Source organism: Streptomyces sp. NPDC033174 (assembly GCF_055577795.1).
The window spans coordinates 153,706-172,171 of the sequence record NZ_JBVIPQ010000003.1 but is presented as its reverse complement, the minus strand read 5'-3'; the positions used below and the strand labels follow the sequence as shown (position 1 = coordinate 172,171).

General features: G+C 70.0%; 21 protein-coding genes. 10 read left to right on the top strand and 11 right to left on the bottom strand.

Annotated elements, in window-relative coordinates; translation table 11 throughout:
- Positions 1-46 precede the first annotated feature (46 nt).
- The 3 genes from ACZ5VC_RS10920 to ACZ5VC_RS10910 are packed head-to-tail and all read left to right on the top strand — an operon-like array spanning position 47 to position 2,545.
- Complete coding sequence (locus tag ACZ5VC_RS10920; protein ID WP_469119749.1) at positions 47-892, top strand: ABC transporter substrate-binding protein; 846 nt, start codon at positions 47-49, stop codon at positions 890-892.
- Entirely contained in the window at positions 889-1,689 is an 801-nt protein-coding gene (locus ACZ5VC_RS10915; protein WP_469119748.1) for an amino acid ABC transporter permease, read from the top strand. Before ACZ5VC_RS10920 ends, ACZ5VC_RS10915 begins: the two co-directional genes overlap by 4 nt.
- Before the next feature lie 16 nt (positions 1,690-1,705).
- Positions 1,706-2,545: an amino acid ABC transporter ATP-binding protein gene (locus ACZ5VC_RS10910; RefSeq protein WP_469119747.1), complete on the top strand. Its 840-nt coding sequence runs from the start codon at positions 1,706-1,708 to the stop codon at positions 2,543-2,545.
- A 26-nt stretch (positions 2,546-2,571) separates the two neighbouring features.
- Here the strand turns inward: ACZ5VC_RS10910 and ACZ5VC_RS10905 are convergent, their stop codons facing one another.
- Positions 2,572-3,207: a DUF6629 family protein gene (locus tag ACZ5VC_RS10905; protein WP_469119746.1), complete on the bottom strand. Its 636-nt coding sequence runs from the start codon at positions 3,205-3,207 to the stop codon at positions 2,572-2,574.
- Positions 3,208-3,346: 139 nt separating this feature from the next.
- On the opposite strand from ACZ5VC_RS10905, the gene ACZ5VC_RS10900 reads away from it, so the two are divergent.
- From ACZ5VC_RS10900 to ACZ5VC_RS10885, 4 genes are all read left to right on the top strand, one after another.
- The gene (locus tag ACZ5VC_RS10900; protein WP_469119745.1) at positions 3,347-3,865 is read left to right on the top strand and encodes an AMIN-like domain-containing (lipo)protein; all 519 of its coding nucleotides are present in this window, start codon (positions 3,347-3,349) and stop codon (positions 3,863-3,865) included.
- A gap of 166 nt (positions 3,866-4,031) precedes the next feature.
- A complete protein-coding gene (locus tag ACZ5VC_RS10895; RefSeq protein ID WP_469119744.1) occupies positions 4,032-4,526 on the top strand; it encodes an Lrp/AsnC family transcriptional regulator in 495 nt (164 codons plus the stop codon).
- Positions 4,527-4,553: 27 nt separating this feature from the next.
- Positions 4,554-5,231, top strand: coding sequence for an HAD family hydrolase (locus ACZ5VC_RS10890; protein WP_469119743.1), 678 nt, complete (start codon positions 4,554-4,556; stop codon positions 5,229-5,231).
- A 133-nt stretch (positions 5,232-5,364) separates the two neighbouring features.
- Positions 5,365-5,733 (top strand): cupin domain-containing protein, encoded by a 369-nt coding sequence (locus ACZ5VC_RS10885; protein ID WP_469119742.1) that lies wholly within the window; start codon positions 5,365-5,367, stop codon positions 5,731-5,733.
- Positions 5,734-5,755: 22 nt separating this feature from the next.
- On the opposite strand, the gene ACZ5VC_RS10880 is transcribed toward ACZ5VC_RS10885, so the two are convergent.
- The 9 genes from ACZ5VC_RS10880 to ACZ5VC_RS10840 form a co-directional block, all read right to left on the bottom strand.
- The gene (locus ACZ5VC_RS10880; protein WP_469119741.1) at positions 5,756-7,027 is read right to left on the bottom strand and encodes an MFS transporter; all 1,272 of its coding nucleotides are present in this window, start codon (positions 7,025-7,027) and stop codon (positions 5,756-5,758) included.
- Between the two features lie 150 nt (positions 7,028-7,177).
- Positions 7,178-7,453 carry an SCO5918 family protein gene (locus tag ACZ5VC_RS10875; RefSeq protein WP_468707606.1) on the bottom strand — a complete coding sequence of 92 codons (276 nt, stop codon included), beginning with the start codon at positions 7,451-7,453 and terminating at the stop codon, positions 7,178-7,180.
- Positions 7,454-7,536: 83 nt separating this feature from the next.
- Complete coding sequence (locus ACZ5VC_RS10870; protein ID WP_469119740.1) at positions 7,537-9,018, bottom strand: DEAD/DEAH box helicase; 1,482 nt, start codon at positions 9,016-9,018, stop codon at positions 7,537-7,539.
- 220 nt (positions 9,019-9,238) lie between these two features.
- Entirely contained in the window at positions 9,239-9,442 is a 204-nt protein-coding gene (locus ACZ5VC_RS10865; protein ID WP_370097065.1) for a cold-shock protein, read from the bottom strand.
- A 364-nt stretch (positions 9,443-9,806) separates the two neighbouring features.
- On the bottom strand, positions 9,807-10,280 hold the full coding sequence (locus tag ACZ5VC_RS10860; protein ID WP_469119739.1) for a DUF3574 domain-containing protein: 474 nt from the start codon (positions 10,278-10,280) through the stop codon (positions 9,807-9,809).
- A gap of 52 nt (positions 10,281-10,332) precedes the next feature.
- Positions 10,333-11,304, bottom strand: coding sequence for a DNA-binding protein (locus ACZ5VC_RS10855; RefSeq protein WP_469119738.1), 972 nt, complete (start codon positions 11,302-11,304; stop codon positions 10,333-10,335).
- Positions 11,301-12,509: an MAB_1171c family putative transporter gene (locus ACZ5VC_RS10850; RefSeq protein WP_469119737.1), complete on the bottom strand. Its 1,209-nt coding sequence runs from the start codon at positions 12,507-12,509 to the stop codon at positions 11,301-11,303. The genes ACZ5VC_RS10855 and ACZ5VC_RS10850 overlap by 4 nt, the downstream gene beginning before the upstream one ends.
- 2 nt (positions 12,510-12,511) lie before the next feature.
- Positions 12,512-13,087 carry a hypothetical protein gene (locus ACZ5VC_RS10845; protein ID WP_469119736.1) on the bottom strand — a complete coding sequence of 192 codons (576 nt, stop codon included), beginning with the start codon at positions 13,085-13,087 and terminating at the stop codon, positions 12,512-12,514.
- Between the two features lie 355 nt (positions 13,088-13,442).
- Positions 13,443-13,865, bottom strand: coding sequence for a secondary thiamine-phosphate synthase enzyme YjbQ (locus ACZ5VC_RS10840; RefSeq protein WP_469119735.1), 423 nt, complete (start codon positions 13,863-13,865; stop codon positions 13,443-13,445).
- A gap of 293 nt (positions 13,866-14,158) precedes the next feature.
- On the opposite strand from ACZ5VC_RS10840, the gene ACZ5VC_RS10835 reads away from it, so the two are divergent.
- Both ACZ5VC_RS10835 and ACZ5VC_RS10830 read left to right on the top strand, forming a co-directional pair.
- Positions 14,159-14,623: a hypothetical protein gene (locus tag ACZ5VC_RS10835; protein ID WP_469119734.1), complete on the top strand. Its 465-nt coding sequence runs from the start codon at positions 14,159-14,161 to the stop codon at positions 14,621-14,623.
- A gap of 211 nt (positions 14,624-14,834) precedes the next feature.
- Positions 14,835-15,950, top strand: a complete 1,116-nt coding sequence (locus ACZ5VC_RS10830) for an NAD(P)-binding domain-containing protein (protein WP_469119733.1) — start codon at positions 14,835-14,837, stop codon at positions 15,948-15,950.
- Positions 15,951-16,004: 54 nt separating this feature from the next.
- Here the strand turns inward: ACZ5VC_RS10830 and ACZ5VC_RS10825 are convergent, their stop codons facing one another.
- Positions 16,005-17,813: an ABC transporter ATP-binding protein gene (locus tag ACZ5VC_RS10825; protein ID WP_469119732.1), complete on the bottom strand. Its 1,809-nt coding sequence runs from the start codon at positions 17,811-17,813 to the stop codon at positions 16,005-16,007.
- A 141-nt stretch (positions 17,814-17,954) separates the two neighbouring features.
- Between ACZ5VC_RS10825 and ACZ5VC_RS10820 the strand changes: the two genes are divergently transcribed.
- On the top strand, positions 17,955-18,398 hold the full coding sequence (locus tag ACZ5VC_RS10820) for a MarR family winged helix-turn-helix transcriptional regulator (RefSeq protein ID WP_469119731.1): 444 nt from the start codon (positions 17,955-17,957) through the stop codon (positions 18,396-18,398).
- The last annotated feature ends 68 nt before the right edge of the window (positions 18,399-18,466 follow it).

The following is an 18,466-nucleotide window of genomic DNA, read 5'->3' as shown; positions in this document are numbered from 1 at the left end:
GCGGTGTCGACCCTCACCGCCGCCCCCGCGCCCATGGAGGTCAACCATGTCCAGGACTGCCGGCGGCCACCGCGCCCACCGCACTGGCACCCTCGTCTCAGTCCGCGCCGCCGCGGTGGCCGGGCTGCTGCTCGTCGCGGGGTGTTCCTCCGGGGACGACGGTCCCGGTGAGGCGGCCGGCGGGGTCCCCGTGGTGGAGAAGGGGAAGCTGACCACCTGCACCCATCTCCCCTATCCGCCGTTCCAGTTCGAGAAGGACGGAAAGATCGTCGGCTTCGACGTCGCCCTCGTCGATCTGGTGGCGAAGGACCTCGGTGTCGAGCAGAAGATCCTCGACACCCCCTTCGAGAACTTCAAGACCGGCGCCTTCCTCAATTCGGGCGAGTGCGACCTCGCCGCCGCCGGTATGACGATCACCGACGAGCGCAAGAAGAACGTGGACTTCTCCGTCCCCTACTTCGACGCGACCCAGGCCCTGTTGGCGACGAAGAGCAGCGGGGTGACCTCGCTCGCGGACGTCAAGGCCAAGAAGAAGAAGCTCGGCGCCCAGGCCGAGACCACCGGCGAGAGCTACGCCACCTCGCAGGGCTTCAACCCGGTCGCGTTCGAGAGCTCCGACGCCGTACTGAACGGCCTGCGGACGGGCCAGGTCGACGCGGTCGTCATCGACTACCCCGTCGTCCAGGGCTGGCTGAAGGACAAGGCCAACGCCGACGCCTTCAAGCTCGGGCAGAACATCGAGACCGGTGAGCAGTACGGCTTCTCGGTGAAGAAGGGCAACGACAAGCTGCGCGCCGCCCTCGACAAGGCCATCAAGGACGCCAAGGCGGACGGCACGTACAAGAAGCTGTACGAGCAGTGGATCGGCCCGCTCCCCAAGGGCCAGTCGTGACCTCTCGGCTCACCAGGCGCCAGCGGCGCCGGGTCTCGCAGGGCATTCAGTACGCGCTGTTCGTGGCGGTCCTGGTCCTGATCGGGGTCGGCGCCGACTGGGACCGGCTGCAGAACCAGTTCGCGCAGAAAGACCTCGCGTCGAAGCTGTTCCCGGACATCATCACGATCGCCCTGCGCAACACGGTGGTCTACACGCTGTCCGGGTTCCTCTTCGGGCTGGTGCTCGGACTCGTCATCGCGCTGATGAGGCTGTCGTCGGTCGCTCCGTACCGGTGGGTCGCGAGCGTCTACATCGAGCTGTTCCGCGGGCTGCCGGCGCTGCTGATCTTCATCTTCGTCGGTGTCGCGGTGCCGTTGGCGTTCCCGGGCACGGAGATCCCCGGCGGTACGTACGGGAAGGTCGCCCTCGGTCTCGGCCTGGTCGCCGCCGCGTACATGGCGGAGACGATCAGGGCCGGTATCCAGGCGGTGCCCAAGGGACAGATGGAGGCGGCGCGTTCGCTGGGCTTCTCGCACGGACGCGCCATGGTCTCGGTGATCATTCCGCAGGCGTTCCGTATCGTCATCCCGCCGCTGACGAACGAGCTGGTGCTGCTCTTCAAGGACTCCTCGCTGGTGCTGTTCCTCGGTGTGACCCTGGAGGAGCGCGAACTCACGAAGTTCGGGAGGGACTTGGCGAGCCAGACCGCCAACTCCACGCCGATTCTGGTGGCGGGTCTGTGCTATCTGCTGGTGACGGTGCCGCTGAGTTTCGTGGTGCGACGGCTCGAGGCCCGCGCGGCCAGGGCCAGGTGAGAACGGGATGTCACAGATGCCACAGAAGCCAGAGGGCAGGCCGAGCGCGCCGGACTCGGGGAACGAGATCGAAATCCGCGGCCTGCACAAGTCGTTCGGTGACAACGAGGTGTTGCGCGGGATCGACCTGGAGATCGCCAGGGGCGAGGTGGTCTGTGTCATCGGCCCCTCGGGCTCGGGCAAGTCGACACTGCTGCGCTGCGTGAACCTGCTGGAGGAGCCGAGCGCCGGCCAGGTGTTCGTCGGCGGCACCGAGGTCACCGACCTCGATGTCGACATCGACGCCGTACGCCGCAACATCGGGATGGTGTTCCAGCAGTTCAACCTCTTCCCGCATGTGACGGTGACCGAGAACCTCACGCTGCCGCAGCGTCGGGTACTGAAGCGGGACAAGGCGCGGGCGGCGGAGATCGCCCGGGAGAACCTCGCCCGGGTGGGGCTGGCGGACAAGGCCGACGCGTATCCCGCGCAGCTGTCCGGTGGCCAGCAGCAGCGGGTGGCGATCGCCCGGGCGCTGGTGATGGGGCCCGAGGTGATGCTCTTCGACGAGCCCACCTCGGCGCTCGACCCGGAGCTCGTGGGGGAAGTCCTCGCGGTCATGCGGGTGCTCGCCGGGGAGGGGATGACGATGATGGTCGTCACCCATGAGATGAGCTTCGCCCGGGAGGTCGCCGACCGGGTCGTGTTCATGGACGGGGGCGTCATCGTCGAGCAGGGGCCGGCGGAGCAGGTGGTGGGCGCTCCGCAGCACCCCCGGACACGGGACTTTCTCAACCGCATCCTGGACCCGGCGGCCGCCGAGGAGCCGGGTGCCGGTGGTGAGCCCGGCGGCGGGGTGACCAAGGAAGGCCCCTGACCGCACCTGTCCCTGACCGGATCTCTTCAGGGACAGCCGACCGCGGCCCTCCCGCGGTGGCGCCCTCGTACCCACATCAGCAGGACGAGGGAGGCCACCGCGGCGAAGGCGCACCAGGTGGAGACGAACTCCAGGCGCCACAGCACCGCGCAGATCACCGCTCCCCCTCCGGTGAGGACCCCCAGCAGCCGCAGCAGGGAGTCGCCCGAGAGCAGCAGAGCTCCCACGGTGGCCACCAGATACCCCGTGATGAGCAGGGGCGAGTGGGGCAGGTCGAGTACGTACCCCAGGGTGTGACCGCGGATCTCCGCCGTCACCGGCCGCGTGGCGACGCAGTACGCGAGGGCGCCCGCGGTGACGACGCCGACGGCGGCCGGTACCAGGAGGCGCCGCCGAGCGGGCGGATCCGCGGCGAGCAGGACCCCCAGCGGCACCCACAGGGGCAGGAGCGGAAGTGCGATCACCGCCCAGGCGAGCGTCGCCGGGCCGGGCCCGCCGCCCGCACGCCACACGACGGACTCGATGATCTGGTGCGCACCCAGAAGCAGCGGCAGCGCGGCGAGGGGGACGTCACGGGCGCCGCGGACGCCCGCCAGGCAGGCGACCCCGACCGCGGTGATTCCGGCGCCCGCCAGGAGGTCGGCCGTCGCGTTCCAGCACATGGGCGCCCCCGATGGCGGACGGGAAGAAAAAACATGGGAAATCCGTAATTCTGGCACATCCCTGGAACCGTACGATTTTGGTGGATGTCTTCCCTAGTGACACCGCTGTCCCCGTATCACGAGAAAGTTGGGGGACGTCATGCTTCACCGTCAGCGCCTCGCGGCCGTCGCCGCCGGCATTCTTCTCACCGCCGGGATCGGTGCCACGATCCCCGCCACCGCATCCTCACCGCAGTCGCAGGCCGCACCGCCCGCGACCGCGCTCGTGGTCAACGCCCGGTGGGCCGGCCACGCCACCTTCGACCGACTCGTCATCGACGTGAAGGGCACGATGCCTCCGGTCACCGTCAAGCCGGTCAAGGAACTGCGTTACGACGGCTCGGGCAACAAGGTCCCGCTCGCCGGAAAGCACTTCCTGGAGATCAAGCTGTCGCCCGCCGCCGCTCACAATGACGCGGGCAAGTCGGTCTACAAGGGCCCGAGGCTGGTCAGGATCGCGCTGCCCAGCCTCAAGGGTGTCGCTCTGACCGGCGACTTCGAGGGTGTGGTCACCTTCGGAGCGGCCTTCGACACCAAGCCCCAGTACAAGACCTTCACGCTGCACTCGCCGGAGCGCTTCGTGATCGACATCAGGCACATGCCCGGGTGCCGCGCCTGACAGGGAGGGCAGCGCCGGACAGGGCGTGCGGGGCCCGGACCGTGCGGTGCGCGGTCCGGGCCCCGCACGGCCGAGCGTCCGCTCCCGCACCCGTGCAGCTCGGAAGGGGTGAGCCATTGGTACAGTCGATGTCTGAACTGCTGGGCCGTGAGGAGGCCGACGGACCGTGGCGGTGGACGAACTCGACACCCGTATCCTGCGGCTGCTCATCGAGCAGCCCCGCACCAGCGTGCGCGAGTACGCGCGGATCCTCGGGATCGCCCGCGGCACCCTCCAGGCCAGACTCGACAAGCTGGAGCGCGATGGGGTGATCACCGGCACGGGGCCGGCCCTCTCCCCCGCCGCGCTCGGCCATCCGGTGCTCGCGTTCGTCCACATCGAGGTCACCCAGGGCCATCTGGACGAGGTGGGTGACGCACTCGCCGCCGTCCCGGAGATCGTGGAGGCGTTCTCGATCACCGGCGGCGGGGATCTGCTGACGCGGGTGGTCGCCCGCGACAACGGCCATCTGGAGGACGTGATCCAGCGCCTGATCCAGCTGCCCGGGGTCGTGCGGACGAGGACCGAGATGGCGCTGCGCGAGCGGGTGCCGCACCGGCTGCTGCCGCTGGTGGAGGCGGTGGGGCGGGCGTCCGCGAAGGGTCCGGGCCGCACCCTCTGACCCGGTCCTCTTGAGATGCTGGGGGTCATGAGCACTCCGCGCACCTCGGTCGTCTCCGATCTCGACGGCACGCTCGTGGACAGCGAGCCGAACTACTACGAAGCGGCCCGCCGACTCCTCGGATCGCACGGTGTCGCGGACTTCACCTGGGAGCGCCACACCGAGTTCATCGGGATCGGCACCCGCGAGACGCTGGAGATCCTGGGCCGGGAGTACGGGATCGGCACGCCGGTCGACGAGCTGCTGGACCGTCTCAACCGGACGTATGTCGAACTGGCCAGGACGCGGACCGAGGTGTTTCCGGAGATGCGGAAGTTCGTAGAGCGGCTGCATGCGCACCATGTGCCGATGGCCGTGGCGTCCGGCTCGTCGCTCGCGGCGATGCGTGCCGTCCTCGACGGCACCGGCCTGGACTCTCATTTGACCACGCTGGTCTCGGCCGAGGAGGTTGAGCGGGGAAAGCCGGAGCCGGACGTGTTCCTGGAGGCGGCTCGGCGGCTCGGCGTGGAGCCGGCCGCGTGCGTGGTCCTGGAGGACGCGACACCCGGAGCCCTCGCGGCGCACGCGGCGGGGATGCGCTGCATCGCGATCCCGTATGTGGCCGCGACGGCCGACGATCCGGCGTTCCGGACGGCGGATCTGCTCTTCCGCGGCGGCCAGAGCGAGTTCACCGCCGAGGCCGCACTCGAATGGCTTCGCCGCTGACGACCGGCGGCCTTTGACGTCCGCACCCGGTGGAGCACACCGGGCGGCGTCCCGGGGGTCGGCGTAGCCTGAAAACGAAGGCTGTCCTCGCGGCGGCAATGTCCGCACGGGCAGCCGGCAAGGAGATGACACGATGGCCGGTCTGATCAGGAAGAGCTTGGAAGCGCCGGAGGAAACCCGACCCTTCGAGGCGGGTAAGGGGCAGTTGGAGCTCGTCGACATGGGCGGCGCCCCGCTTGGAAGGGCCACGTTCCAGCCCGGCTGGCGCTGGTCCGAGCATGTGAAGCCGATCGCGGGCACCGACAGTTGCGAGGCCGCGCACGCCGGCTACTGCCTGTCGGGCCGCATCAGGGTCCGGATGAACGACGGTCAGGAGGAGGAGTTCGGCCCCGGTGACGCCATGGTCTGCCCGCCCGGGCACGACGCCTGGGTCGTGGGCGACGAGGCCTGCGTCGTTCTCGACTGGCAGGGTTTCGGCGACTACGCCCAGCGCTCGGGCTGAAGCGCCGCCGTCCCTCGGGGAGTCAGCCGGCGGCCCCGGTGACCAGACCGTCACCGTCGCGGCTGCCCCGGGGCGCCTCGGTCCCGATCGGGAAAGAGGAGCGTTCGGCCCAGCGGGCCGCCGGGCCCATCGCGTAGGACGCGGCGAGGACGACGCCGCCGAGCAGCAGCCATCCGGGCGTCCCCCAGCCCACCAGCAGCGCCGTGAGCACCAGCGGCCCGAGCGTACGGGCGACCGTCACACCCGTGCCGAAGAAGCCCTGGTACTCGCCCACCCGGTCGGCCGGAGCCAGGTCGAAGCCGATCTGCCAGGAGCCGGCCGACTGGAGCATCTCTGACATCACCAGCAGTACCGCTCCGCCGACCAGCGCCGCTGTGGCGGTCAAGGGCGATGCCCCGACGGCGGACAGCGCGAACACGGCGCAGGCGGCGAGCATGATCACGCCCGAGTGGAGAACGGCCCGGGCCCCGTCGGCGACCGAGGTGACGCCGCGAGCCGTACGGACCTGAAAGAACGTCACCGCAAGGGTGTTGAGGACGAACAGCGCCGACACCAGCCACTCGGGGGCCGTGGTGCGCTCCGTGATCCAGAGCGGAATGCCGAGGCTGAGCAGCGGCATGCGCAGCAGGAGCACGGTGTTGAGGAGGGTGACGACGGTGTACGGGCGGTCCCGCAGCACGGCGAGGCCGTCGCCCTTGACCTGCGGCACGGGCGCCACGCCGGGCAGCCGCAGCAGGGTGAGCGCGCAGACCAGGAAGCCGGCCGCGTCCATCGCGAAGACGGCGAGGTACGCGTCCCGTGTTCCGTGGTGCAGGGCGATGCCCCCGAGCGCGGCACCGATGGCGAGCCCCGCGTTGAGCGTGGACTGCAACTGCGCCAGGACGCCGGTGCGTTCCTTCTTGCCGATCAGACCGGCCAGCAGTGCCTGGCGGGCCGCGGCGAGGCCCGACTGCGCGATGGCGTAGAGGGTCGCGGCGAGCAGGAACAGCGGGAACGAGCGGACGACCAGGAAGGACGCGACGGCGCTGCTGGTGGCGACGGCGAGTGCCACCGACGCACCGCGCGGCCCGCACCGGTCCGCCACCCGGCCGAGCGGCACCCCCACGACCGAACCGACGGCCCAGGCGATCGTCAGCCCGAGGCCGACGCGCGCCGGGGCGAGACCGATGACGTGGGTGAAGTAGAGCGCGGAGGTGACGTAGTAGGCGCCGTCGCCGATCGAGTTGCCGAGCTGGGCGAGGGCGAGGATCCGAGGGGTTCCTGGGGCCGGAAAGAGCCGGTGTGTTGGCTTCACGGCCTCAACCTAGGCCTACGATGGCCCCATTGGCAGGACCATTTCCTCGCATGGAACGTGGGCCATTACGGACTGATGGCCCTCACTCCGGGGCCGCCCCGGGACGGCCCCGGCACCGCCCTTCGACCGCCGTGCGGTGCCGGCCGCGCCTCAGCTGTCGGGCGTCTGGGGAGCCGGGGACGTCGGGGGCAGCGGGGCCGGGCGGCAGGTGAAGCCGAGCCCGGTCAGGGCGCGGGTCACCTCGGCGGCCGTGAAGTCGCGGCGGTCCTGGCGGGTGATGACCTCGCCGACCTGCTTCACGGGATAGGTCCGGCGGCCGATGATCACGCATTCACCGGTGACCGGCTCGGGCTTCTTGCCCTTCATCGCTTCCTGCACTTCGGCCTTGGTGAGATCGAAGGGATAGCGGGCGATGACGAAACGCATGGTGCCTCACAGGGTGTCACGGACGGGGCGGGTGGAGCGAAGGGGCAGTGCCACCGGGGGTGTTGGCGGCACTGCCCCGGGGGTCACGCGGAACGGCGGATCCGGGCGGCCTTGCGGGCCTCGGCGGTCTGCCGTGCCTCGACGGCTCGACGGGAGTTGCCTCCCGAGCCGCCGGACCGGCCTGTTCCGAGGCCGCGGAACGGGGCGCTGCGGGGGCGTTCCGCCACGGGGGACGCTCCACCGAGAGGCACCCCGGACGGGGCCTGGGCGCCGGTGATCCGGCTCAGCTCGGCCTCGCCGGAGCGGACCTGGGTGATCTGCGGGCGGATGCCCGCGTCGGCCATGAGACGGGCCATGTCGCGGCGCTGGTTGGGGGTGACGAGGGTGACGACGCTGCCGGACTCGCCGGCCCGGGCGGTGCGGCCACCGCGGTGGAGGTAGTCCTTGTGGTCGCTCGGCGGGTCGACATTGACCACCAGGTCGAGGTTGTCGACGTGGATGCCGCGCGCCGCGACATTGGTGGCGACCAGAGCCGTGACGTCGCCGGTCTTGAACTGGGCGAGCGTACGGGTCCGCTGCGGCTGGGACTTGCCGCCGTGCAGGGCCTCGGCCCGTACGCCGCTCGCCCGGAGGTGCCGGGTGAGCTGGTCGACGGCGTGCTTGGTGTCCAGGAACATGATCACCCGGCCGTCGCGGGCCGCGATCTCGGTCACGGTGGCGTACTTGTCGGCCGCGTGCACGTGCAGGATGTGATGCTCCATGGTGGTCACCGCGCCCGCCGAGGGGTCGACCGAGTGGACGACGGGGTCGTGCAGGTACTGGCGGACGAGCAGGTCGACATTGCGGTCCAGGGTCGCGGAGAACAGCATCCGCTGGCCGTCGGTCCGTACCAGGTCGAGCAGTTCGGTGACCTGCGGCATGAAGCCCATGTCGGCCATCTGGTCGGCCTCGTCCAGGACCGTGATGCTCACCCGGTCCAGGCGGCAGTCCTTGCGCTCGACGAGGTCCTTGAGCCGTCCGGGGGTCGCGACGACGACTTCGGCCCCGCCGCGCAGCGCGCTCGCCTGGCGGCCGATCGACATACCGCCGACCACCGCGGCCATGCGCAGCTTCAGCGACCGGGCGTACGGGGTGAGCGCGTCGGTGACCTGCTGGGCCAGTTCCCGGGTGGGCACGAGCACGAGCGCCAGGGGCTTGCGCGCCTCGGCGCGCTGTCCGGCGAGCCGGGCGAGCACGGCCAGGCCGAAGGCCAGGGTCTTTCCGGAGCCGGTACGGCCCCGGCCCAGGACGTCACGGCCGGCGAGGGAGTTCGGCAGGGTGGCCGACTGAATGGGGAACGGCACGCTCATGCCCTCGGACACCAGGGCGGCCAGCAGCGGAGCGGGCATGTCGAGCTCCCCGAAGGTCTCGGCGGCCGGCAGGGGCGGGGTGACGGTGACGGGGAGCGCGAACTCCCCCTGCGGCGCGGAGGGGCGGCGTCCGTTTCCGCCGGAGCGGGCGCCGGGACGGCCCTGCCCCTTGCGGGCAGCCGCGTAGCGGTCGTTCGTGCGAGCTGAGCGGTTCATGAAGAACCTTCCTCGATATGGCACGTATCGAGGAATTCTCGGCGGAAATGAATTTCCGAAGAATTGCAGGAACGAGCCGGGTGAAGACTGAAATGAAGCAGGCCGCCCATGACCGGAATGCCACCGGATGGGACGGCCGGGCCCGGCACATGCCGGGCGGACATCAACGAGCTGGGGCCCGCACCCCTGGTGCGGGCCCCAGCTGCGTAGTGCGTCAGCGTCAGGCGGGAACGATGTTCTCGGCCTGCGGGCCCTTCTGGCCCTGCGTGACGTCGAAGTTCACCTTCTGGCCCTCCTGCAGCTCACGGAAGCCGGACGTGGCGATGTTCGAGTAGTGGGCGAAGACGTCGGGGCCGCCACCGTCCTGCTCGATGAAGCCGAAGCCCTTTTCCGCGTTGAACCACTTGACGGTGCCAGTTGCCATGTCATATCTCCTTCGGGGCTGTGCCCGGGGACCCGCACTGTGCGGACCCCGGCGTCGCCGTGATGATTGCCCCATCCGGAAAAAAGCACCGGAAATACAAAGTGTCCGACGGCCGGAGCCGTCAAAATTTCACGTTTATGGGAACCACAACTGCAACTACCTCAACAGTAGCACGGCGGAAATTTACGAGCCGGGGGAAAATGTCCTCTCCGGCTCGGCCGGATGGGCGAACCCGCGAGGGACAGGAGCAAGAAGACTGGCATGCGGCTGCGCTGTGCCGTGCTCCAGGCGTTCCTGGCCGGCGCCCCGGTGCGCCGTCCGGGCTGAGGGCCCGCGGGGCGCGGCCTCGTGCGGGGGGCGTGGATCAGAAGTCCGCCCGCGCCCGGACGTCGGCACGCCCCACGGACTCCAGCCCGTAGATCGTGCAGTACAGGCGCCGGATGTACTCGATGTCGGCGTCGACGTCCCGCGCCTCCGTCACGGGGTAGAGCACCGTGAGCTCGTACGACCGCTCCCGGTTGATGTCGCCGTCCTTGTCACGCCACTGGCCGCGTCCCTCCTGAATGGTCAGCCCGGACGGAAAACGCGGGGTGATCACGTCGGCGACGAACTTCATGAACTGTTCGTCGGTGATGGGCGGGTTGCCGTTGTGACGGCCGGTGCCGAAGTAGAGATGGGTCGACACATACGGGCGGCCCCGCTCCACGGCGGTCGGCTCGGCCGACACCGAGGCGGCCGGAGTGCCGAAGACCACCTCGGCCGGTGCTCCGGAGGCGAAGAGGAGGACGACCGCTGCGAGGACAGCGGCCGCGGGCGTGGATATCCGTATGTGTCTCATCGAGTCCCTGTCTGTTGTGCGTGCTGGTGATCGCGGGGTTCCGCGGGGGTGTTCACAGTGGAGGGTGGGTCGGGGGTGGCGGGGCGGCCAGGGATTCCAGCAGGAAGACGGCCGCGTCGCGCAGGGCCGCGGGAGTATCCGCGCGCCGGCGCAATCCGGTCGCCGTCCTGGCGAGCGTCTCGGTCGTCCGTACGGAACCGATGGCCGCGGCGCGGGGAGCGAGCCGCGCGATGAGGTCCTCCGCCTCGCTCCAGGCACAGGCGCCCGCCAGGGCCGCGAGGAGTTCCGCCGTGAACAGGTGGCGGTAGGAAGGACCGGGTGCCGTCGCCGCTTGGTGCAGAAGGGGCAGGGCGCGGTCCCACCGGCGGAGTCTGGACATCACCCAGCCCTGGTGGCCGGTCAGTTCGGTCTGGTCGATCCACCACGCCCAGTGCGGGTCGCGGCGGGAGACACCGTCCAGGAACCGGCTCTGGGCGCGGGAGATCAGCTCCACGGAGGCGTGCTCGTCGCCCAGCATGGCGACCGCGTGCGCCTGGCGGATCAGGACGAGGCCGGCGACCCTGGCGGGGAGGGGGCGCGGACCGCTGACGCGGGCGGCGGTGTCCAGGGCGGCACGGGGCCGGCCGGTATGGGCCTGGAGCATGCTGTGGTTCAGCAGGACCAGCCGTGCCGTGGAGCGGTCGCCGCAGAGTTCCGCCAGGGCCAGGGAGCGCGCGTTCATACGTGCTGCCTCGGCGTGGAATCCCGCGTCGAAGAGGATCCAGCCGATGACCTCGCAGAGCTCGGCCAGGGCCGCGAGCCGGTCGCTGTCCTTGCCGCGCAGACTGCCCGGGGCGGCCGTGAGATCCGGGATGCGGCGCAGGGCCTCCCGTACGGCGGGTACCGCGGCCGTCGCACCGTGCTCGGCGTCGAGGGCCACGAGGCGCTCAATGGTGTGAACGGCCAGCGGGAGCACCCGTGTGTCGTCGGGGTCCTCGCCTGTCACCGCGGTGCGGGGCGGGCCGGCCGGGGCCGGCTCCGTCATGACAGGAGACCGGCGTCGGTGCGCCCGGGACGGCCCTGGCCGAGAGCGGTGAACGACGAGGCGACCTTGGTGAGCCACTCCACCTCTTCGTGGAAGTCCTCGTACGGCGGGCGCTCGGGAATGTCGGAGGCGTCGGCCTGCTCGGCCCGCTCGTCGGCCGGGCGGCTCAGTACGGCACGGAGCTGCAGCGCCTCGCCCAGGGGCGAGGTGGGGTCCTCGGGGAGCTCCAGGGAGCGGGCCACCCGGGAGAAGTCCGCGAGCGAGAGCGAGGTGCGGAGCATCAGCTGCCCGTCGCGTATCTCGATGACGCGCCGGTAGAGGCTGTAGTGCACGTCGCGGGGCGGGATGAGATCGCGCGGCCAGGACCGCGGCGGGTCGAGCGCGATGTCCGGCGACGCCTGGTAGAGGGCCCACCACAGGGGGCGCAGGCGCAGATAGGAGCGGTAACTGCGGATCCAGCCCAGGGCGCGGGTGATGCGGGTGCCCCAGGAGGGAATGGTCCAGCCGGTGATCTGGAGCAGGGCGCCGATGCTCCCGCTGCCCCACTGGATGGGGTCGAGATCCGATCCGTCGAAGTGCAGTCTGGTGCCGGCGATCTGGATGCCGCGGGTGACGCAGTACACCAGGATGAGGCTCGCGCCGACGGTCACGGTGCGCATGCCGACCGCCAGCCACTGACGGTTGGCCATCTTGGTGAAGCGCAGGGACAGGCGCACGGTCTCGAACTGTCCCACGGCGCAGATCAGCAGGTAGAAGGACATGTAGAGGGCGTATCCGCCGTCCTGGATGCTGAGCAGGATCGTCGACGTCGCCGTTTCGGACTGTGCCACGGGACCGACGACGAACGAGGCGATCACGAGGACGCAGAGCGCGGCGCCGAAGAACAGCACGCGGTGGCGCGCCATGCGCCGGGCCTCGGCCGGCGGCGATGACCAGTAGACGAGAACGACCTGCTGGGCCGCGGTGAGCACCACCACCGCGACCTGGGTGATCAGTGAGGTGATGTTCGGCAGCCCGAAGAAGGCGGAGATGTGCAGCCGCAGAAGGTCCAGATCGACCAGGAAGCTGATGCCTGAGCAGAGGAAGTAGACGCAGAGCGCCCACAGGGCGATGTCGTGCTTTCTGCGCAGCAGGTCGGGGAGCCGGTAGGCGAAGGCCGCGAGGCCGCCGACGGCGCAGACCCACGCGAGGATTCCGTAGATCACGCTCACCCCTGGTCCGGCTTCCCGAGGCCGTGCTCGATGCGCGCGACGATCTCGGCGGCCTCGTCAGGGACGCCCCAGGCCGGTTCGGTCCATCGCTTGGTGGCCCGGGCCAGGATCAGCGACGCCATCGTCTCGGCCTCCAGTTCCTCGTGGTCGCTGTAGCGGGAGCGCATCAGCATGCTCCGCACGGCTGCTGGGTCGACGTCCGAGAACAGCTGGGTCGAGTCGTTCTGGTCGAGTTGCACGGACCCTCGGTGGTCGAAGGCGATGTGCGCCAGTTCGTGGGCGATGATGTGTTCCTTGTGCGACGGCGAGGCGGCCTTCTCGAAGGCGATGACGTCGAAGTCGTCCATCTTGAGCCAGAGGCCGAACAGATGACGTTCGGGGAATGGCGCCGGCACCAGATGGATCGCGCGGTTGCGCTGGACGCTCAGATAGGTGTGGAGTTCGTCGATGCCGCACCCGTGCTCCATGCCCCACTGGCCGAGCAGTCCCTCACAGGTCTGGCGGACCTCCCTGAGGCGGCGCCTGAGCCGCCTGTCCTCGGAGGACGGTGACGCAGAGCCAGGTAACTTCATCCTCAGTCCTCCGGCGAACCCCAGCGGTCGCCCTCGCCCGGTCACGCTGTTGTCCGCGCCTCCGGTCATGCGCGAAGAACGACGACTCCCCGCCTCGACGCGCCTGCGGCCCAGGTCTCTTGATCCCCGAGTGGACAACGCGGCCATGATGCCACACGGTCAACTGCCCACTGCGCTGAGTGAGTTCCGTTCCGGCCATCCTCCTGCCCGGGAGACCGTTCCCTACGGCGACGGGCCACGTCGTACGCTCGCACGCCGGGAGCAGCTCGGGCGATTTTCGGCCATGCCCTCTTGATTTCCAGGCGACGCGGTGGCACGGGCAGTTGGCGGCGAGACCCGCCGGCCCTCGGGCGCGTCAGCCCAGGAAACTCAGCCGCACCTGCCGCTGCGGGTTGTCCTTGTTGGTGTCGACGAGGCAGACCGACTGCCATGTCCCCAGTTCCAGGCGCCCGGCGATCACAGGGAGGGTTGCGTGGGGCGGGACGAGGGCCGGGAGGACGTGGTCACGGCCGTGGCCCGGGGTGCCGTGGCGATGCTGCCAACGGTCGTCGGCGGGAAGGAGATGGTGAAGGGCGGTCAGAAGGTCGCCGTCACTGCCTGCACCTGTTTCGATCAGCGCCACGCCCATGGTGGCGTGGGGCGTGAAGACGTTCAGGAGTCCGTCCCGTCCTTGCGCTACCTCCGCCAGGAAGGAGCTACATTCCTGGGTCAGGTCATAGACCGTTTCTGATGCTCCCGTGGTGATGGACAGGGTGCGGGTCTCGAATCCGTGACTCATGTCCCCATGGTGGCGGACGAAGTGGTCCACTGAAACTCCACACACAGGAGACCCCGGCGGGTGCGGACACCCCCGGGGTTCGGCATCCGAAGCGGACACTCCCAGTGGGTATTCATCGCACCTGGCATGACCGGGGGCTTCACCGTGCACCTCCCTTCCCCAGACCAATTTCGGACACTTCCGGCGTCATTCGACTTACGGACCTCCGAAGCGCTTTGCCTGAGCGTTCAACCAATTCTGCGGCGTGGGCCAAGAATGGCACGGCGGCAGCCGCCAGGAGTAGCGTGGAATACATGAAAAAGAAGGAGTCGGGGGTCGAGGATCGCGCTCTTCAACTCAACGTTATTTGCGGAGATCGATCTCTGGAACATCAGCTGTCGCACCACCGCTACCGGAGATGGTCGGCCTGGCTCACGGGTGTCGGTGCTGTTTCCGGTGCACTGGCTGGTGGGACGCTGCTGTCAGGCGCAGACCCGGGAACCGCCATGTCGTACCTGATCGGAGCGGTCAGCGCCCTTGGAGCGATCGCTGTCGGCCTGGAATCGAAACTGAGACTCCATGAGAGATCCGAGGCCCACCAAAAAGCAGCTATTGCCTTCGGCGCACTAGGGACTGCCTACTACGACGTTGCAATTCGACACAATGGGGTCCGTGGCGAAATGAACGGGCTTTCAGAACTGACAAAGCGGCAGGAAACACTGGAACTGAAGTCACTCCTACCGGAGCCGTGGGCGATAAAGAAGCGGAAGCGCAACTAGATCTTGGATCGTTAGCGCGCCGCATCCCACGCAGCGTTTCGTTCCTCCTCCTGAAACTCGGACAGGGACGGGACTGCCTGGTTGAAATCCTCCTCCGGCGTGCGCCGCCGTACCGGTACCGGAGCCGGTGGGGCTCGGGACGTCGGCAGTCTCGCCGGGATCGCAAGGCCGTCGCGGGAAGATCCGCACGCGCCGCGCGGTTGGTGGAATCGTGAACGATTTCGGGGTACACGAGGTGGACGTCGTGGTGATCGGCGCCGGTCAGGCGGGGCTGTCCGCCGCCTACCATCTGCGGCGCGCGGGTCTCGAGCCGGACCGGGACTTCGTCGTCCTCGATCACGCACCACGGGCCGGCGGGGCGTGGCAGTTCCGCTGGCCCTCGCTGACGTACGGCAAGGTCCACGGGATGCATGCGCTGCCCGGCATGCAGCTGACCGGGGCGGACGGCAGCCGTCCGTCGGCAGAGGTGATCGGCGGGTACTTCACCGCGTACGAGGAGGCCTTCGACCTGCGGGTCCACCGTCCGGTGGATGTGACGGCGGTGCGGGAGGGCCGGGGCGGGCGGCTTCTCGTCGAGACCGCGGGCCCGTCGGACGGTACGTACGCGACGCGGGCTCTGATCAATGCCACGGGCACCTGGGACCGGCCGTTCTGGCCCCGGTATCCGGGCCAGGAGACCTTCCGGGGGCGGCAGCTGCACACGGCTGACTACCCGGGCCCCGAGGAGTTCGCCGGGCAGCGGGTCGTCGTGGTGGGCGGCGGGGCGTCCGGCACCCAGCATCTGATGGAGGTCGCCGACACGGCGGCGGAGACGACGTGGGTGACGCGCCGGGAGCCGGTCTACCGGGAGGGCCCGTTCGGCGAGATGGAGGGCCGGGCGGCCGTCGCCCTGGTGGAGGAGCGCGTACGGCGCGGGCTGCCGCCGCAGAGTGTGGTGTCGGTGACCGGGCTGCCGCTCACGGACGCGATACGGGCCGCGCGGGCCAGGGGTGTTCTCGAACGGCAGCCGATGTTCGACCGGATCACCCCGACGGGTGTGGCCTGGGCCGACGGCCGCACGGTGGACGCGGACGTGATCCTGTGGGCGACCGGCTTCCGCGCCGCGATCGACCACCTCGCACCGCTGAAGCTGCGAGAGGCGGGTGGCGGCATCAAGGTCGAGGGCACCGGCGCGGTGCGCGACGAGCGCGTCCATCTGGTCGGGTACGGGCCTTCGGCCTCCACGATCGGCGCGAATCGCGCGGGCCGTGCGGCCGTGACCGAGATCCGGCGCCTGCTGCGGCGCGGAACGGTCCCGGTTCAGGCCGGAGAGACGGTCCCGGCCTAGACGGCACGGGAGGCCCCCGCGTCAATGGCCCTCAGACCGTCAGGCCGTCGGCCGTCAGGAAGCCGTCCGCGTCAACTCCGCGTCCCCCCGCACCAGCGCCGCATAGCGGCCGTCCCGGTCGAGCAGCTCCTCGTGGGTGCCGCGCTCCGCTATGCGTCCCCCTTCGAGGACCACGATCTGGTCGGCGTCCCGGACGGTGGAGAGACGGTGGGCGATGGTGATCGTGGTGCGGCCGGCGGAGAGCGCGTCGATGGCCTGCTGCACGGCGTACTCGGTGCGGGTGTCCAGGGCGCTGGTCGCCTCGTCGAGGATGAGCACCGGCGGGTCGCGCAGGATCGTGCGCGCGATCGCCAGGCGTTGCTTCTCGCCGCCGGAGAAGCGGTAGCCGCGCTCTCCGACGAGGGTGTCGTATCCGTCGGGCAGCGAGGCGATGTGGTCGTGGATCTGGGCGGCGCGGGCGGCCTCCTCGATCTCCTCGTCCGTCGCGTCCGGCTTGGCGAAGCGCAGGTTGTCGGCGACGGAGGCGTGGAAGAGGTAGGTCTCCTGGGAGACGACGCCCACCGCGCGGGCGAGGGTGTCGAAGTCGAGGTCGCGGACGTCGACGCCGTCGAGGGTGACGCGGCCGCCGGTCACGTCGTACAGCCTCGGCACGAGGTAGCTCAGGGTGGACTTGCCGGAGCCGGTCGGGCCGACGACCGCGAGCGATCCGCCCGCCGGGACGGTGACGTCGAGGCCGGACAAGGTCGGGCCGTTCTTGGTCTCGTAGTGGAACTCCACGGCCTCGAAGCACACGGCTCCGCGGATCTTCTCCAGCCGGACGGGCTTCTCGGGCTCGGTGATGTCGACCGGAAGGTCGAGGTACTCGAAGATCCGCTGGAAAAGGGCGAGCGAGGTCTGGATCTGCACTCCGGTGGAGAGCAGGCTCACGGCGGGCCGGAACAGGCCCTGCTGGAGCGAGACGAAGGCGACCAGGGTGCCGATGGAGATCGCGGGCGCACCCGTCCGGAGGGTGAGGCCGGCGGCCCAGTAGATCAGGGCGGGCATGGCGGCCATGACGATGCCGATGGTGGACATCCGCCACCGGCCGGCCATGGAGGCGCGCACCTCGAGGTCGACGAGGCGCTCGGACTCACCGGCGAAGGACGTGGTCAGGGAGTCGGCCCGGCCCATGGTGCGGCCGAGGAGGATGCCGCTGACGGAGAGCGACTCGGTGACGGTCGCCGCCATCGCGGCCATCTGCTTCTGGCGCTGTGTGGTGATCTTCTTGCGCTCGCGGCCGACCCGGCGGCTGATCCACACGAACAGCGGCAGCAGGAGCAGCGAGACGAGGGTGAGCCGCCAGTCGAGCGCGAGCATCGCGACGACGGTGGCGATGACGGCCGTGAGGTTCGAAACCAGGCTCGTCGCGGTGGAGGTGACCGTCGCCTGCATGCCCCCGATGTCGTTGGCGATGCGGGACTGGACTTCGCCCGTGCGCGTCCGGGTGAAGAAGGCGAGCGGCATGCGCTGCAGCTGGGCGTAAACGGCGGTCCGCAGGTCGTGCATGACGCGCTGGCCGACGGTGGTGGAGATCAGGGTCTGGAGCACGCCGAAGACGCTCGTGACGACGGCGGTCGCGATCATGCCGAGGGCGAGCAGGCTGAGCAGGCCGGTGCGGCCCTGGGGGATCGCGGTGTCGAGGATCTCGCGCAGCAGGAAGGGCGAGGCGACCGAGACCAGCGAGGAGGCGGCGACGAGCAGGCCGACGACGGCGAGCCGGCCGCGGTAGGGGCGGAAGAGCCGGACGATGCGCCGCAGCTGGGCCGGCGGCTGGTCGGGTTCTCTGGGCGGTGGTGTCCAGTCGGACTCTGCGTGGACGCGCATGGGCTCCTTCGTAGGGATCGGGACCGCGGTGGCGGTGCGGGGCCGCCGGGCGTCCGGGGCGCCACGACGGTGAAACGTGGAAGAGCTTAGCCCATTGTTACCTATACTCACAATGAGCGAGGTCCTGTTATTGTTCCCGGCATGAGCACCCCCGACGCCGACGGCCTGCTGGCCGAGCAGCTCCTGCGGCTGACCCGCCGGCTCCACCGCATCCAGAAGCGCCATCTGGAGCCGGTCGGGATCACCCCCGCGCAGTCCCGGCTGCTGCGCACGGTCGCCCACTACGACACGCCGCCGCGGATGACCGATCTCGCCGAGCGCCTGGAGGTCGTGCCCCGCGCGGTGACCACGCTGGTGGACGCCCTGGAGGCGGGCGGCCGGGTCCGCCGGGTCCCCGACCCGACGAACCGCCGGGTGATCCGCATCGAGCTCACGGACGAGGGACGCGCCACGCTGCGGCAGCTGCGCAGCGCGCGCCGGGCGGCCGCAGAGGACATCCTTGCTCCATTGACCGTCGATCAGCGCGAGGTGCTCGGCGGGCTGCTGTCCGCTCTGGTCGACGTCACGCCGGAGCGCCGCTGCTGAGCCGTTGCCGAGCCGCTGTCGAGCCGTAGTGGGTGCGCGCCGACGGGTGCGTACGCCACCGCCGAGGG

Bases quoted from the DNA above. Each gene is read 5' to 3' on its own strand.
- ACZ5VC_RS10920 (WP_469119749.1), top strand. From the start codon at position 47: ATGTCCAGGACTGCCGGCGGCCACCGCGCCCACCGCACTGGCACCCTC.
- ACZ5VC_RS10910 (WP_469119747.1), top strand. From the start codon at position 1,706: ATGCCACAGAAGCCAGAGGGCAGGCCGAGCGCGCCGGACTCGGGGAAC.
- ACZ5VC_RS10905 (WP_469119746.1), bottom strand. From the start codon at position 3,207: ATGTGCTGGAACGCGACGGCCGACCTCCTGGCGGGCGCCGGAATCACC.
- ACZ5VC_RS10900 (WP_469119745.1), top strand. From the start codon at position 3,347: ATGCTTCACCGTCAGCGCCTCGCGGCCGTCGCCGCCGGCATTCTTCTC.
- ACZ5VC_RS10890 (WP_469119743.1), top strand. From the start codon at position 4,554: ATGAGCACTCCGCGCACCTCGGTCGTCTCCGATCTCGACGGCACGCTC.
- ACZ5VC_RS10885 (WP_469119742.1), top strand. From the start codon at position 5,365: ATGGCCGGTCTGATCAGGAAGAGCTTGGAAGCGCCGGAGGAAACCCGA.
- ACZ5VC_RS10875 (WP_468707606.1), bottom strand. From the start codon at position 7,453: ATGCGTTTCGTCATCGCCCGCTATCCCTTCGATCTCACCAAGGCCGAA.
- ACZ5VC_RS10870 (WP_469119740.1), bottom strand. From the start codon at position 9,018: ATGAACCGCTCAGCTCGCACGAACGACCGCTACGCGGCTGCCCGCAAG.
- ACZ5VC_RS10865 (WP_370097065.1), bottom strand. From the start codon at position 9,442: ATGGCAACTGGCACCGTCAAGTGGTTCAACGCGGAAAAGGGCTTCGGC.
- ACZ5VC_RS10860 (WP_469119739.1), bottom strand. From the start codon at position 10,280: ATGAGACACATACGGATATCCACGCCCGCGGCCGCTGTCCTCGCAGCG.
- ACZ5VC_RS10855 (WP_469119738.1), bottom strand. From the start codon at position 11,304: ATGACGGAGCCGGCCCCGGCCGGCCCGCCCCGCACCGCGGTGACAGGC.
- ACZ5VC_RS10845 (WP_469119736.1), bottom strand. From the start codon at position 13,087: ATGAAGTTACCTGGCTCTGCGTCACCGTCCTCCGAGGACAGGCGGCTC.
- ACZ5VC_RS10840 (WP_469119735.1), bottom strand. From the start codon at position 13,865: ATGAGTCACGGATTCGAGACCCGCACCCTGTCCATCACCACGGGAGCA.
- ACZ5VC_RS10835 (WP_469119734.1), top strand. From the start codon at position 14,159: ATGAAAAAGAAGGAGTCGGGGGTCGAGGATCGCGCTCTTCAACTCAAC.
- ACZ5VC_RS10825 (WP_469119732.1), bottom strand. From the start codon at position 17,813: ATGCGCGTCCACGCAGAGTCCGACTGGACACCACCGCCCAGAGAACCC.
- ACZ5VC_RS10820 (WP_469119731.1), top strand. From the start codon at position 17,955: ATGAGCACCCCCGACGCCGACGGCCTGCTGGCCGAGCAGCTCCTGCGG.